Annotated in this window: 12 protein-coding genes; 4 read left to right on the forward strand and 8 right to left on the reverse strand. The window is 32.6% G+C overall.

Annotated features, from left to right (window positions below; translation table 11 throughout):
* Nucleotides 1-240: 240 nt before the first annotated feature.
* Together PQ462_RS08160 and PQ462_RS08165 are read right to left on the reverse strand one after the other, a co-directional pair.
* Nucleotides 241-2856 (reverse strand): type I restriction endonuclease, encoded by a 2616-nt coding sequence (locus PQ462_RS08160; RefSeq protein ID WP_274253057.1) that lies wholly within the window; start codon nucleotides 2854-2856, stop codon nucleotides 241-243.
* Between the two features lie 157 nt (nucleotides 2857-3013).
* The gene (locus PQ462_RS08165) at nucleotides 3014-4741 is read right to left on the reverse strand and encodes a M14 family metallopeptidase (RefSeq protein ID WP_274253058.1); all 1728 of its coding nucleotides are present in this window, start codon (nucleotides 4739-4741) and stop codon (nucleotides 3014-3016) included.
* A gap of 262 nt (nucleotides 4742-5003) precedes the next feature.
* Here PQ462_RS08165 and PQ462_RS08170 point away from each other — a divergent pair, with 262 nt between their 5' ends.
* Together PQ462_RS08170 and PQ462_RS08175 are read left to right on the forward strand one after the other, a co-directional pair.
* Nucleotides 5004-6365, forward strand: coding sequence for a DEAD/DEAH box helicase (locus PQ462_RS08170; RefSeq protein ID WP_274253059.1), 1362 nt, complete (start codon nucleotides 5004-5006; stop codon nucleotides 6363-6365).
* A gap of 176 nt (nucleotides 6366-6541) precedes the next feature.
* A complete protein-coding gene (locus PQ462_RS08175; protein ID WP_012024680.1) occupies nucleotides 6542-6988 on the forward strand; it encodes a hypothetical protein in 447 nt (148 codons plus the stop codon).
* A 288-nt stretch (nucleotides 6989-7276) separates the two neighbouring features.
* On the opposite strand, the gene PQ462_RS08180 is transcribed toward PQ462_RS08175, so the two are convergent.
* From PQ462_RS08180 to PQ462_RS08195, 4 genes are all read right to left on the reverse strand, one after another.
* Nucleotides 7277-7855, reverse strand: coding sequence for a PhnA domain-containing protein (locus tag PQ462_RS08180; protein WP_073409147.1), 579 nt, complete (start codon nucleotides 7853-7855; stop codon nucleotides 7277-7279).
* Between the two features lie 117 nt (nucleotides 7856-7972).
* Entirely contained in the window at nucleotides 7973-8431 is a 459-nt protein-coding gene (gene coaD, locus PQ462_RS08185; RefSeq protein ID WP_274253060.1) for a pantetheine-phosphate adenylyltransferase, read from the reverse strand.
* Between the two features lie 90 nt (nucleotides 8432-8521).
* Nucleotides 8522-9214: a DUF421 domain-containing protein gene (locus tag PQ462_RS08190; protein ID WP_012024683.1), complete on the reverse strand. Its 693-nt coding sequence runs from the start codon at nucleotides 9212-9214 to the stop codon at nucleotides 8522-8524.
* Nucleotides 9215-9350: 136 nt separating this feature from the next.
* Nucleotides 9351-10322, reverse strand: coding sequence for a D-alanine--D-alanine ligase (locus tag PQ462_RS08195; RefSeq protein ID WP_012024684.1), 972 nt, complete (start codon nucleotides 10320-10322; stop codon nucleotides 9351-9353).
* A gap of 231 nt (nucleotides 10323-10553) precedes the next feature.
* On the opposite strand from PQ462_RS08195, the gene PQ462_RS08200 reads away from it, so the two are divergent.
* Both PQ462_RS08200 and PQ462_RS08205 read left to right on the forward strand, forming a co-directional pair.
* Nucleotides 10554-11171: a PASTA domain-containing protein gene (locus tag PQ462_RS08200; protein ID WP_149207867.1), complete on the forward strand. Its 618-nt coding sequence runs from the start codon at nucleotides 10554-10556 to the stop codon at nucleotides 11169-11171.
* Entirely contained in the window at nucleotides 11161-12204 is a 1044-nt protein-coding gene (locus PQ462_RS08205; protein WP_274253061.1) for an RluA family pseudouridine synthase, read from the forward strand. Before PQ462_RS08200 ends, PQ462_RS08205 begins: the two co-directional genes overlap by 11 nt.
* A 194-nt stretch (nucleotides 12205-12398) precedes the next feature.
* Here the strand turns inward: PQ462_RS08205 and PQ462_RS08210 are convergent, their stop codons facing one another.
* Nucleotides 12399-13010: a family 16 glycoside hydrolase gene (locus PQ462_RS08210; RefSeq protein WP_274253062.1), complete on the reverse strand. Its 612-nt coding sequence runs from the start codon at nucleotides 13008-13010 to the stop codon at nucleotides 12399-12401.
* Between the two features lie 6 nt (nucleotides 13011-13016).
* A complete protein-coding gene (locus PQ462_RS08215; protein WP_274253063.1) occupies nucleotides 13017-14258 on the reverse strand; it encodes an ATP-binding cassette domain-containing protein in 1242 nt (413 codons plus the stop codon).
* Nucleotides 14259-14379 lie beyond the last annotated feature (121 nt).

Here is a 14379-nt window from a genome sequence, read left to right on the forward strand (position 1 = left end):
AAGTTTATGCTTTTCAATTTCTGAACTATGCACGAGCGAGACGATCGAGCCAGTATGGGGAAGAAAATAAAAGCTTTACGAACGTTTAATTCAAGCTGAAAAAGATAAAGTAGAGTATTTAGAAAAAATATTGAAGAATAAATAAGTTTTTTGTTCTTTCTGAAATTTAAAAAAGCCTAATAAAAATTGTTTTTATTAGGCTTTTTTAAATGTTACTAAATTTAATTAATTGAACTTTTTTTAAATTACTAAAGTAAGACTATATTTATTGTGTTCAGGATTGAATTTTTTTATTTTTATTTTTATTGTATTACCTAATGAATATATTTCAAGAAAATTATCTGGTAATTCACTACAATGTAATAGTCCAAAAAATGATGTGTCTACTATTTCACAAATCATTCCATAATGTTGAATATTTAGAACAGAAGCCTCATAAATTTTAGATTTCGATAGATTTGGTTTTGTGTTTGTTTTTATGTTTTTATCAAAATCGTCAATATCAGAGTTTAATTGGTTAAAATCAATTGGTGTAAAATCAGTATCAATTATTTTACCAGTTATAAATGAAAAATTACTATTGTAATATTTTTCTAGATAATCTAAGATATTTCTTGAATGCAGAGATACTGATTGTATTGATAGATGAGCATATTCTCCATTTCCTGAAAGATCTGTAACTATCTTTTCTGCTAATATATTATCCTTATACCACATATCTTCAGCTACAGATGCTAGATAATCAATATTCCTTATAATTTCATAGTTTGCACAACCAATTGTAGTAATAGTTATTAAATCATTTTTGTTAAAAAAATCAGGATTTAATGATTCATTTTCAATGAGGTTAAATCTTAAAAATGATTTTAATTCTTCAATAATTCGATTTTCATCGTGTCCGAGTGAATTTAAAAATTTAATTAAAAAATCTGTTTTTATATAGCCAGTAAGATTTTTATGGGCATCGGTTGAAAATCGATTATCAAACAAATATTTTAGAATTGAAACTCTAATAAAAGGATCAGGAATTTCGTCGCTAGGTACGCTAAAAAATAAGTTTTTTATTCTTGAATTTGAATCTGTATAATATACTTTATTTCCTCTAATGAAAACCTTGCTTATTAAGTGATTTGGGAGAATATAATCGCTTTGAGATTTTATAATCTTTGTGATTTCAGCTTCATTAATATGCCCACTTTTGCAGAAATCTAAAAATATTTCAATACCATTACGAATGTTTCTACCTGCAAATCCTGAGATAAGTTTTTTGAAAAAATTATTATTAAATAAGGAACTCAAAATGCTTTTTAAATATTTTTCTTCATCTTTAGAAGGATATTTTACTTTAATTCCATTACTTAAGTAATAATAACCATCTTTATTGTTATTCGATAATTTGGAAATATAAGATATTCTTGATGAGAGAACTTGTTCTAAATTAGGAGGATTTATTTTGAAAATTAAATCTTTTACAACAGTATCTAATGGTTTGTCATATTTATGATTCTCGTAAGTTGTATCTCGTAGAGGTAAAAAAACTATCGTCTTAATATTATCTTTTAGCCAATTAGCTACTTCAAACATTAATAATTGTTCTTCAACATTTCTTTTGTCGCAATTATCTAATACAATTACTAGTTCTTTATTCTTTTCATTAATTAATCTCAAAATAAATTTATCTAATGTTAAATCAACATCATTTTGAAATTTTAATAAATTTTCAGCTAACAAACTTCTATAATTTGGATCTGTTTCACTGAATAAAGAAAGAACTCCTTTTTTTAAGGAATTTATTTCTTCTTGATATAATTCTAAAATAAAAGCTAAAGTGTCAAATTCAATTTCACTATGACTTTCTTTAATATTGTCTATTATTGATTTTTTTATCCATTTGTAAATTTCCTCCTTGTTAACGGGGGCATCATTAAGATTTAAATTAATCCAGTGGGTTGTATCTCTGATTTGTTGTTCTAAAGCTACCTCCTTTAAATATGTGGTGAATGTAGATTTACCTGATCCAACACTGCCAATAAGAAGTAAAACTTGATTATTAAGGTTTTTAGGATTCTCAAATTTTCCTATAATTTCAGATGGATTTTCAAAATTTGATATTAATATTCCGTCATTATTAAAAATACGCTTTTTAATAATATTATCAATTGGTGAAATATGTGATTCTACCTTATTTAACTTGACATAGGCATTTTTTACAATATCATTTTTTTCTATTTCTAGTTTTGGATTAAAAAGATGTCTGTATTGAATTGAAATATTTTCACCAAAAGAATTACTTGATTCTAAATTTCTAATATTTTTACCACCTAATAAATTTATTGGATTTTTGAATTTAGCATCAGTTCGTATTTTTGATCTGAAATTTCTAGCCAATGTTTCTAATTTAGTATAGTTGAAAGTACTTAAGAATTTGTCAAAGTCTATATCAGTATTAACCCAATTGATTCTATCTATTTTAAATTCAGGAATATTAGTATCACTATTACCCGCAAATAATTTTTTACCGTCGCTTGCAATTATTAATTGGCAAGGGTTAACATTCTTAGGGAATTCTCGATTAATTTCATTTGCATATAAGCATGCTTGTCTGTATGCTTCATCTAAATCTTCATTTGGTTTTTTAGCTTCCACAATTAATAAAGGGACACCTAAAATAGTAATTGCAAAATCAGGATAATATAATTTTTGTGAAGTTCCTTTATCAATTAATATTTTTTTTAAACTAGCTTTAGTCTGAATATGATAATGTTCTAAACCTAGTCCTTCAGGTAATTTATTTTGTAAAAGAGGTAAAATTATTTTCATTTCTACATCACTTTCTGTAAAATTTTCTATATCCATAACATATTCTGTTTTTGGTAGATTTCTTTTCAAAATATTTTATATTTATTAGTTATATCAAATGTTCGCTGATTTTCAAAAATAAAAATTATAATTTAATAAATTTTATGGAAAACCGTAAATAAAGTCTGTAAAATATTAAAAGTTATTTTCTAATCTACAAAATACGATAAACAGGATACTGCATATGCGCCTTTTCATAATAAACAGAATGTTTATAAATCCAATCCAATTGTGCTTCGGCGTTTTTAGCAAACTCATGGTCGTTTTGTTTTTTAGTTTCTAATTCTGCTTTTAGAGCTGGATTTTCTTTTAAAAGCTGTCCGGCAGTATCTTCAAAAATATATTCAGAATAATGTTCTTTTTGCTGTAAAATCGGGTCGAAGAAATTCCAGTTAAAAAACGAATCGACACCTTCTGGTTCAAAAGCTTCTACGAGATATTTTACGCCTTTTTGGTTCGTTGGCACGATGTAATCTCCTTTGGCGAAAGCCATTTTAACGATTTTAGAAGTTACAGTTGTGTTTCTGTGCAGATAATGTCCTTCGTAAGCAGACGGAACGGTTTTAAAATCGGCAATTCTGTAGCTTTCGACTTCTATAATCGTATCGTTTTTAATTTGTTTAAACGAGATATTGTTGTTTTTCAAAAGATCAATAATATTCCAATATCCTCTCGGCACAATATAAGCCGTAGGAATCACGACTTCCTTAACCGATTTGAATTCTTTGATGTATGGAACGTCTTTTTTATAAGGTTTGCTTCGGTCATAATACAAACGATTTCCAGTTGTAGCGTCGCTTTTTTTGTAACCTGCTTCATAGCCTAAAAACGAAAAAGTGGTGGCTTTTGTACTGTCTAATTCCCATTTTAAAGTGTATGATTTTTTGGGCTGATATTGTTCTAAATTTTTTACTCTTAAATCTTTTATTTTTTGATAATTCGCATCGGTAAAATCCAAAGTCGATTTCATGTATTCGTAAGTCATTTTTACACGTTCGGCATATTTTTTCAGCATGTGTGTTTCGACCACAAAACCAATTGTATTAAACAACGAAGTGTAACCCGTTGTATATCGCGGACTATCGACAAACTGCCCAAAACCTTTGTCTGGAGTATCTTTAAACGAATCGACATAAGGCGTAGTTTCGATTTTCTTTTTCTGAAGATCTTTTACCAAAGCCGGCATCATTTCGTTATTCATAAAATCGCCCAAAATGGTTCCCAATTTATTATGCTGTGTCATGATATACGTTAGTTTGTATTGATAATCAGAACCGTTGCTTACGTGATTATCGATAAAAACATCGGCATTTATTTTCTGGAAAATCTCAACAAAACTTTTTGTATTTCTGGTATCTGATTTCATTAAATCACGGTTCAAATCGTAGTTTCTGGCATTTCCTCTAAAACCATAAATTTCTGGTCCGTCTTGATTGGCACGAGTTGTCGAATTTCGGTTTAAAGCACCGCCAATATTATAAACCGGAATGGTAACCAAAACGGTATTTTTTGGCGCTTTTATTTTTCCTGTTGCCAAATCTCTGTAAAACTGCATGGTTGCGTCAATTCCGTCTGGTTCGCCCGCGTGGATTCCGTTATTGACAAACAAAACGGCTTTGGTTTTCTGGATTTTATCAAAATCAAACTCTTTGTCAGGATTAAAGGTAATCATGCGCAGAGGTTCACCAGAATCTGTCAGTCCCATTTCCTTCATTTGAATCGTTGGAAAATCAGCTGCAAGCATCTTAAAATAAGCAATTGTTTCCTGATACGAAGCAGATTGATTTCCGTTTCCTTTCTCAAAAAACGTATCGTATTTTTTAGTGTTTTGCGCAGTAGTGGTTATAGTGAGAAGTGAAAATAGAAATGTAAAAAGTTTCATGGTTTTGGTTTTATAGTAAATCAAATATATAGTTTTTTGTTTCAAGTTTCAGGTTTCAAGTTTGATGTGCGTGGTGTTTTTTTAACCGCAAAGAGCGCAAAGGTTTACGCAAAGTTCGCAAAGTTTATGTTCAAGGCATTGCGAACTTTGCGTTTTTATAAAACCTAGTATATATAATTCCTTGCGCTCTTTGCGGTTAAAAATAAACTTGAAACCTGAAACAAGAAAAACTTGAAACAACTTTTTTGACTACTTTTGCAAAATGAATAAAAATCACCATTCCAACAATATACTTTCGAATTTAGGGATTCAGAGCCTGAACGAAATGCAGGAAACTGCTCAGGATGTAATTCTAAACGATAATAACGTTTTACTGCTTTCGCCAACAGGATCAGGAAAAACGCTGGCATTTTTGCTTCCGGTTTTAGAATTATTACAGCCTGAAATTCTTTCGGTTCAATGTTTAATTTTGGTTCCATCGCGCGAATTGGGACTTCAGATTGAACAGGTTTGGAAGAAAATGGGAACGCAGTACAAAGTAAACATTTGTTACGGCGGACACTCTATTGATACTGAAATCAAAAATTTAAGCAATCCTCCGGCAGTTTTAATTGGAACGCCTGGAAGAATTGCCGATCATATTGACAGAGAAACTTTTAGAACGGATAAAATTCAGACTTTAATTTTAGATGAGTTTGATAAGTCTCTGCAGTTAGGGTTTCACGAGCAGATGTCTTTTATTATTGGCAGATTACCAAAAGTAAATAAACGTGTTTTGGTTTCGGCAACTTCTGATATTGAAATTCCAAAATATACACGAGTGGTAAACCCGACAGTTTTGGATTTTATTCCGGAAGAAGAGGAGAAAGCAAATCTTTCGATGAAAATGATTGTTTCGCCATCCAAAGATAAATTAGAAAGCTTGTTTAATTTAATCTGCTCTTTAAAATCAGAGTCGGCTATTATTTTCTGCAATCATCGTGATGCCGCAGAACGCATCAGCGACACTTTAAACGAAAAAGGTATTTATGCTACTTATTATCATGGCGGAATGGATCAGGACGAACGTGAGCGTGCTTTGATTCAGTTTAGAAACGGAAGCATCAGCTACCTCATTACAACAGATCTTGCCTCACGCGGACTGGATATTCCTGAAATGAAACATGTTATTCATTATCATTTGCCTTTAAAAGAGGATGAGTTTACGCATCGTAACGGACGTACAGCACGTATGCAGGCAACAGGAACGGCTTATATTATTGTTCACGAAAGTGAGAAAAAACTAGATTATATCGATTATGATATGCAGGTTTTAGATGTTAAAAATATAACGTCGCTGCCTAAACCTCCGCAATTTCAAACTATATACATTAGCGGCGGTAAAAAGACAAAATTGAATAAGTTTGATATCGTAGGTTTCTTTTCTCAAAAAGGGAAATTAGAAAAAGATGATTTAGGACTTATCGAAGTAAAAGATTTTGTTTCGTTTGCAGCAGTAAAATTCGGTAAGGTAAAAGACCTGTTGAAAGCGGTAAAAGATGAAAAAATGAAGGGTAAAAAATTTAAAATTGAAGTTGCCCGCAACGTTATAAAGAAAGAAGAAGATAAAAATAAGAAATTTTAGCCTTTTTGAGATAGCTGTACAGAGTTATGGTTTAGTTTATGTGCTTGTAAATCAGTTTTTTATAATTTACCGAACAAGATTAACAATTTTGTGTTAAAAAAATAATGATTTGATAGGTGTTTTTTCAATATTTCTGTGTTTTTTTGTTGCAGTAAAATTGTAACCCCAAATTCACTATGAAAAAGATTATTACCATTGCCATTTTGTTCTTTAGTTTTGTTTCGTTTGCGCAAATTAAAGTTATTGAAACAGTTCCTGTAGAAAAATTAGGAAAAGTAAATAATAACTACATTCAGAAAATTGGAGACGAATATACAGTGTATTACACTAGTATTTTAAACGATGATGATTCTTCACCTTTAAGAAAATTTAGTTTCAAAAATGTTAATAATGATTATACTAATCTTTACAACATTATCGTAGGTGGTTTTACAGCTGCTCCGTTATATGACATTAAATTAGAATTGCCAAACAACTACATCTGGTTACACTACACAGGAAACGTTGTTCCAGACAAAGCTACAGTTCAGTTCATGGTTTCCAGCAAAGACAGAGATTCTGCTACAAACAGCGTTTCTGAGCCATTCGTAAAAGATCAAATCAATAAATTATTCCAAAAGTAATTTTTTGTTAGAACAATATATTTAAAAAGCCCGTTCAGTTTTATGAACGGGCTTTTTTTGTTTAAGGTTTCAAGTTTCGGGTTTCAAGTTGATATACCTTGTTTTTGATTTTACCGCAAAGCACGCAAAGTTTTTTTCTAATTTAAGACTTTATAAAAGCGCAAAGTTCGCAAAGCTTTGTGGATAAAACTTTGCGAACTTTGCGTAAATCATTGTGTGCTTTGCGGTTAAATTATTAGTATTCTAAAAAAACTTAGAATCTTAGCGACTTAGAACCTTAGCACCTTTTTAAATCTTCTTCACATACTGTGTAATAATCACAATCTGTTGTCCATCAACTTTTCCTTCGATGTATTCAGCGTTTTCGTGGTCTAAACGAATATTACGAACAGCAGTTCCTTGTTTGGCAACCATGCTTGATCCTTTTACTTTTAGATCTTTAATTAAAACTACAGAATCTCCGTGTTGTAAAACCACGCCGTTACTGTCGCGGTGAACCAGTTTATTTTCGTCATCTTCGCCTTCTCCGGTTGCTTTTGCCCATTCAAGAGTATCTTCGTCTAAATACATCATATCAAGCAATTCCTGAGGCCATCCTGCAGCGCGTAAACGGCTCAACATTCTCCAGGCTGTAACCTGAACCGGAATATTTTCATTCCACATACTGTCATTAAGACATCTCCAGTGATTTAAATCGACATTGTCAGGGTTTTCAATTTGGTCAATACAGGTGTTACAGGCAAATACAGCTTCATCAATGCCTCCTTTTTTAGTTGGAAGTACTTGATAAACTTTTAAATTTTCTTCAGCGCCGCAAAGCTCACATTTAGATCCGCTTCGTTTGCTTAATTCTCTTTCGATACTCATTGTTTGGTGTTTATTTTAAAAATGCGAAATTACTTATAATTTGCTTCGCTGGCAAATTTATGCTTTTGATTGTTGTATATGCGATTGCTTCGTGTCTCGCAATGACTTTTAGAGTGTTTATTTCTTAACTCGAACCGCATCCGGAACCAGCATTTCATATTCGCCCCCATGACGCAATACATCGCGCACAATGCTCGAACTGATAAAAGAGGTACTTGCGGCTGTCAATAAGAAAACTGTTTCTATTTTAGAAAGTTTTCTATTGGTATGTGCAATTGCTTTTTCAAATTCGAAATCGGCAGGGTTGCGCAGACCTCTTAAAATGAAATGAGCTTTTTGTTTTTTAGCCAAATCAATGGTTAAGCCTTCATAAGTTATTACCGAAACTTTTGGTTCGTCTTTAAAGGTTTCTTGAATAAAGCGTTTTCTTTCTTCTAATGAAAACATGTATTTTTTTTCGGCGTTTACACCAATAGCAATTACAATTTCATCAAATAAAGGAATTCCTCTTTTGATAATATCTTCGTGTCCAAGTGTAATGGGATCAAATGATCCTGGAAATATGGCTTTTCTCATTTTTTTGAGGTTCTAAGGTTCTGAGATTTTAAGTTGCTATACCAATAGTTATCGGGATTAAGCTTTGCTTTTGGAATTTGGATTTTTATTTTAGGTTATTCTAAGGGTTTTGATTGCTGGAACCCATTCATCTTTATGGCAGATTTCGCAGCTTGCGGTTCCTTTTTTTACTTCTTCTGTATGACCGCAGAAAGTACAGGCATAAATCCCGTCTGTTGCGATTATTTTACTTTTTTCATTAAATAAACCGGGTAAAATAGGCAGTCCGTGTTTCACTTCTTTATCTTCATAGAAAAACACACTTATTTCGCCGCTTGGTTCTATAAAAGCATGTTTTACCTGTCCTAAATGTTCGATTGATTTTACGCGGAGTTCAGAGAAAAATTCGTCTTGTGCCAAAGTTTCTTTTTTAAAACTCGATACAGAAAACTTACCGTCGTTGATTAAGCATTCGGTTTTGCCTTCTATAAACTCTTCAAATTTTTTGCTCTTTCCGGTAAGCCAGGTTACAGAACGATAAAGGGTAATAATTACCAAAAAAACAATTGCCGCAGGCACGATTCCAACATCTTCATAAAACATTGGGTCGCCCGCAGCAGAACCTAATGCAATGATAATTACGGTTTCGAAAATAGATAATTGTTTTACGCCTCGTTTACCGGCTAGTTTTAACGTTAGCAGTAAAATGGTAAACATTACTGTCGAACGAAATATTACTTCCAGAAGAAAAACCTCTGGCAGTTCGTTAAAAAAGAGCCTATTCCATTCGAAGATTTCTTTCATTTTTTTTAAGGTGCTAAGGTTCTAAGCTGCTAAGATTCTAAGGTTTTGACTTTACTTTGTTTAGTCTGATATTTATAGGTTTAAAAAATAAGGTGCTAAGATCTTATAACCTTAGCACCTTAGTATCTTAGAACCTTTATGCAAGCGATAATTCAATAGCATTTGTAAATAAATCTTCCAGAGAAATTCCGGCTGCTTTTGCTTGCTGCGGAATCAAACTTTCGGTTGTTAAACCCGGAATAGTGTTCATTTCAAGCATATACGGTTCGTTGTCTACAATGATGAATTCGCTTCGTGAGAATCCTTTCATTTTTAAAACTTCGTAAGCACGTTTTGCAGTTTCTCCCACTTTTTGAGTCAGCTCGTCTGAGATTCTCGCTGGTGTTATTTCTTGTGATTTTCCTTCGTATTTTGCCTCGTAATCAAAGAAATCATTGTCTGAAACAATTTCTGTAATTGGCAATACTTTGATTTCGCCTTTGTAATTGATTACGCCGACAGAAACTTCAGTTCCATCAAGGAAACTTTCGATGATGATTTCGTTATCTTCTTTATACGCAACTTCAATTGCAATTGGAAGTTCGGCCTCAGATTTTACTTTAGAAATTCCGAAACTAGAACCTGCTTTGTTTGGTTTTACGAAACAAGGAAGTCCAACTTTTTTAACAATCTCGGCAGTATTGATTTCGTCGCCTTTGTTCAAATAATAAGAAATTGCGGTTTTGATTCCGTAAGGTTTTAAAACCGATAATAAATCTCTTTTATTAAATGTTAATGCCGATTGGTAATAATCGCATGAAGACTGCGGCAATCCAATTAATTCAAAATAAGCCTGCATTAATCCATCTTCGCCCGGAGTTCCGTGAATGGCATTGAAAACGCAGTCGAAAGTAATTTTTTCGCCGTTTACCGTTACAGAAAAATCATTTCTGTCAATTGGAAATTCGGCGTCATTTGCGTCTACATAAACCCATTTCTCTTTAAAGATATGAATTCGGAATCCGTTGTATTTTGTTTTGTCAAGATATTGGTACACAACGTTTCCGCTGATAAGCGAAATTTTGTATTCGCTTGAATATCCGCCCATGATGATGGCAATGTTTTTCATTGACTTTTATTTATTTGTTTAATCGTTAATTTGTTTGTTTTTTCTGCGCATTACACAAATTGCCGCAAATTGTTTTTTTTCAATCGGTTTATATCTGTGTCATCTGTGTGCCAATTACATTGAGCGCTCTCTAAGCTTGCGTTCCTGAAAAAGACTTTCCTGTTTTAAACAAAATTATCATTTTTTTTGAAATGAAATACTTTATCTTTGCGTTCATCTAAAAATAAATTTATGAGTTTACGTAAGTATTTAACCAGCCGTGTGTTTTTTTTACAAGTGTTAGGTGCAGCTGCTATTATTGCTGTTTTAGGATATTTGTTTATGCATTGGCTGACGTTTACAACTGATCACGGACACGAAATTGCGGTTCCGAATCTGGCCAGATTAACTGAAGAACAAGTTGAACAAAAACTAGACGAACTGGACTTAGATTATGTGCTTTTGGACAGTGTTGATTACAGAAGTGAATATCCGAAATTTAGTGTTGTAGAGCAGGATCCGCTGCCGGGAACTAAAGTAAAAGTAGGAAGAAAAATATATATTAAAATTAATTCGTCTGGATTCTCATCTGTTAAGATTCCTGATTTAATTGAAAAAACATATCGTGAAGCGGTTCCAACTTTAAAAGCTTTAGGACTTGAACCGGGAACTATTACGTATATTCCAAATCTTGGAAAAGATATGGTTCTTGAAATGCGTTACAAAGGCAGAAACTTAAAAGTAGGAGACCGTGTATTGAAAGCATCTAAAATTGATTTGGTTTTAGGTGACGGAAAAGCGAGTTATGTAGATGACAGCCAGGCAGACAGTACGGCAGTGCCTGTAGAAACCCCACAAGATGAACAATAATATTGAAGAAAATTTAGATCTGGAAGACGAATTATTCGAGCATTACAGATTTGAAGTACCAAAAGGTCAGGCGTTTTTGCGTATTGACAAATATTTAATGTATTTGATTCCAAATGCCACACGAAATAAAATTCAGAATGCGGCAACAGACGGAAATATTTTTGTAAATGATATTCCGGTAAAATCAAATTACAAAGTAAAACCTTTTGATGTGATAACGATTATGTTGTCGCATCCGCCATTTGAAAATCATATTCTTCCAGAAGATATTCCGTTGAATATTGTGTATGAAGATGATGCTCTTTTGCTGATTAATAAAGAGCCGGGAATGGTTGTGCATCCGGGTCACGGAAATTACACAGGAACTCTTGTAAATGCTTTGGCGCATCATTTTGATAATCTGCCAATGAACAGCAGCGAGCGTCCTGGTTTGGTTCACAGAATTGATAAAGATACTTCTGGACTTTTGGTTGTGGCTAAAACCGAAGCGGCAATGACGCACTTGGCAAAACAATTTGAAGCTAAAACAACAGAACGTGAATATATTGCCCTTGTTTGGGGAAATGTTGTAGCAGACAGCGGTACAATTGAAGGAAATCTTGCCAGACATTTAAAAGACCGCATGCAAATGGCAGTTTTTGCTGATCCTGAGATTGGAAAACCTGCTATTACGCATTATAAAGTTTTGGAACGTTTTGGTTACGTAACTTTGATTTCCTGCAAATTAGAAACGGGTAGAACACACCAGATTCGCGCGCACATGAAACATATCGGCCATCCTTTATTTAATGATGAACGTTACGGCGGTCATTTGATTTTGAAAGGAACCACGTTTACAAAGTACAAACAGTTTATTGAAAATTGTTTTAAAGCATTACCACGTCAGGCGCTGCATGCTAAAACACTTGGATTCGTTCATCCAAATACTGGTGAATTGATGCGTTTTGATACAGAACTGCCTCAGGATTTTCAGGATTGTATTGAAAAATGGCGCACGTATGTGAAATCGCATAATACAGAAGATGATAATTAGATAATTTGTCAATTAGAAAATTAGATAATTTCTTAATATTAAAAAAAAGCTCCCGATTGGGAGCTTTTTTTGTTTTTTAACCATTAAGATATTAAATTAATTAAGCAATACTTAACCGCGCTTTCTAATAAAAGAAAAATTAAGCGCAGAACTTAATTACCTTAATGTCTTAATGGTAAACCTAAACTATTTTTTTACAGCGTTTTAATGCTTAAATCAATTATTTTGGCTTCGCCGTTGGTAAGGAAACCCAGTTTTCCTTTTTGGCTTAAATTGCTCTTTTCAAGAGAACATTCCAGTGTTGTTTTGTTATCTACAGAAAAAAATAACTGATTATTTTGTACTTTAATTTTTATCGTATACCATTTGTTATTCTGCAATTCCAGATTTTTTTTAAACAATGTAGGTCCGCCTCGTTTGCCGTATTCGTCACTGTTTTTATGGTAAACACCTTTTCCTATTACAATGTTTTGATCAATTTGATAAAGATAAGTTCTTATGTAATTTTCTTTATCTGAGTTTAACATGACTTCAAACAAAGATTCTTTGGTCATATTGACTTTAAAATTAATCTCATAATTTTTTGGAAGCTGTTTTTTAGACATCAAAACACCCCAATGAGATGGGCCTCCGTTGCCGATTAAAGTATCGTTTTTGCGAATCCATTCGTTTGAATTGATGCTCCAGTTTGATTTTAATTCTCCAGAATCTGAAAGCTTATATTCTTTCTTTGCTGTTGAAATTGTGCCGGAACATGAAAACAGTAAAAACTGCAGGATCAATATTCCAATTATTTTGAGTTTCATTATGTTTTAATTTAATTCTGAATGGTATTTTATGTTACCAACTGATCCTGTTGGTGCTGGTAAAAGTTCAAATACCGAAGTAGGAGCAAGACCTTGTTCTATTCTGTGAGAAACATATAAAATCGTCACCTTAGTCTGCTGTTTTATGGTATTGATAAACTGAATTACCAAATCGACATTTTCGTCGTCTAAACCTTCTACAGGTTCGTCCAGAATTAATAAAGGCGGATGTTTTAAAACGGCACGAACAATTAAGGCAACTCTTTGTTGTCCCAGTGTTAAATCTATAAAACGTTTTTTTCTTAAATGACTCATTTCAATTACCTCAAGCCATTGCGAAACTATATTTTGTTGATGTGTTGTCGGCTCTGTATAAAGTCCGATTTGATCGAAAAATCCAGAAAGAATCATTTGCTCCACAGTGTGGCCTTTTTGAAATAAGTCCATCATAGAAGTTGTATAAATTCCGATTTGTTTTTTAATGTCCCAGACACTTTCTCCGGTGCCTTTTTTTCTTCCAAACAAATACAAATCCTGTCCAAAACCTTTTGGATTATCTCCTGTAATTAAGGATAAAATTGTGCTTTTTCCTGAGCCATTAGGGCCAATTAACTGCCAGAATTCACCTTGTTTTATAGTCCACGAAATATTATCTATAATTTTTCTTTCATCATAACTAACCGAAACATTTTCCAGTTTTATTAATACACTTTCGTGAAAAGAATGCGGTTCAACCGCTTTTGGAATTGCCGCTGTATTTAAGGTTTTAAAATGATTTTCGGTTTTTGAAATTGGGTGAAACTCAAAAGTATTATCTTTAATTAGTGCTTTGTTAGGTACAAATTCAAGAACATCAACCATACGATTCAAAAGCTGAATTATGGCAATATCCTGGATTAAATCTTTTAAAGAATCGGCTAGAATTACTCTCGAAGCCTGATCTAAATGATCAAACGGATTATCAAAAATGATAAAATCCGGTTTTTGATTGATGCAGTATTTTAAAAATTCTTTTTTGCGTTCTCCAGATGAAAAAGTTCGTAATTGCCTGTGCGATTCCGGAGAAGCTTCTACGCTGTCGTATTGGTATTCTTTTTCAATGAATTTTTCGATTGCGATATCAGAGAACAAAATTCCTTTTTGATTATTAAAAACGGCTAATTCTCCTTTTGCTTCGCCGTTTAGTATGCTGTCTATAAAAGCTTTTTTATTTACCTGATTAGATAAAAGTATATCCCAGTGCTGCATTTTTGTGTTTTCTATTTTTTAAACTGTTTTAAGCATTTTTAACACATAGTAAACATAGCTTTTTGAAACTTAAATAAAGGCGTTTCACTTGCATTTACAAACATAGTTTGCTATGTGTTAG

Origin of the sequence: Flavobacterium sp. KACC 22758 (assembly GCF_028736135.1) — a bacterium.
GTDB lineage: Bacteria > Bacteroidota > Bacteroidia > Flavobacteriales > Flavobacteriaceae > Flavobacterium > Flavobacterium johnsoniae.

Excerpts from the sequence above, each read along its gene's own strand:
- PQ462_RS08160 (WP_274253057.1), bottom strand. The coding sequence starts at position 2,856 with ATGGATATAGAAAATTTTACAGAAAGTGATGTAGAAATGAAAATAATT.
- PQ462_RS08165 (WP_274253058.1), bottom strand. The coding sequence starts at position 4,741 with ATGAAACTTTTTACATTTCTATTTTCACTTCTCACTATAACCACTACT.
- PQ462_RS08170 (WP_274253059.1), top strand. The coding sequence starts at position 5,004 with ATGAATAAAAATCACCATTCCAACAATATACTTTCGAATTTAGGGATT.
- PQ462_RS08175 (WP_012024680.1), top strand. The coding sequence starts at position 6,542 with ATGAAAAAGATTATTACCATTGCCATTTTGTTCTTTAGTTTTGTTTCG.
- PQ462_RS08180 (WP_073409147.1), bottom strand. The coding sequence starts at position 7,855 with ATGAGTATCGAAAGAGAATTAAGCAAACGAAGCGGATCTAAATGTGAG.
- coaD (WP_274253060.1), bottom strand. The coding sequence starts at position 8,431 with ATGAGAAAAGCCATATTTCCAGGATCATTTGATCCCATTACACTTGGA.
- PQ462_RS08190 (WP_012024683.1), bottom strand. The coding sequence starts at position 9,214 with ATGAAAGAAATCTTCGAATGGAATAGGCTCTTTTTTAACGAACTGCCA.
- PQ462_RS08195 (WP_012024684.1), bottom strand. The coding sequence starts at position 10,322 with ATGAAAAACATTGCCATCATCATGGGCGGATATTCAAGCGAATACAAA.
- PQ462_RS08200 (WP_149207867.1), top strand. The coding sequence starts at position 10,554 with ATGAGTTTACGTAAGTATTTAACCAGCCGTGTGTTTTTTTTACAAGTG.
- PQ462_RS08205 (WP_274253061.1), top strand. The coding sequence starts at position 11,161 with ATGAACAATAATATTGAAGAAAATTTAGATCTGGAAGACGAATTATTC.
- PQ462_RS08210 (WP_274253062.1), bottom strand. The coding sequence starts at position 13,010 with ATGAAACTCAAAATAATTGGAATATTGATCCTGCAGTTTTTACTGTTT.
- PQ462_RS08215 (WP_274253063.1), bottom strand. The coding sequence starts at position 14,258 with ATGCAGCACTGGGATATACTTTTATCTAATCAGGTAAATAAAAAAGCT.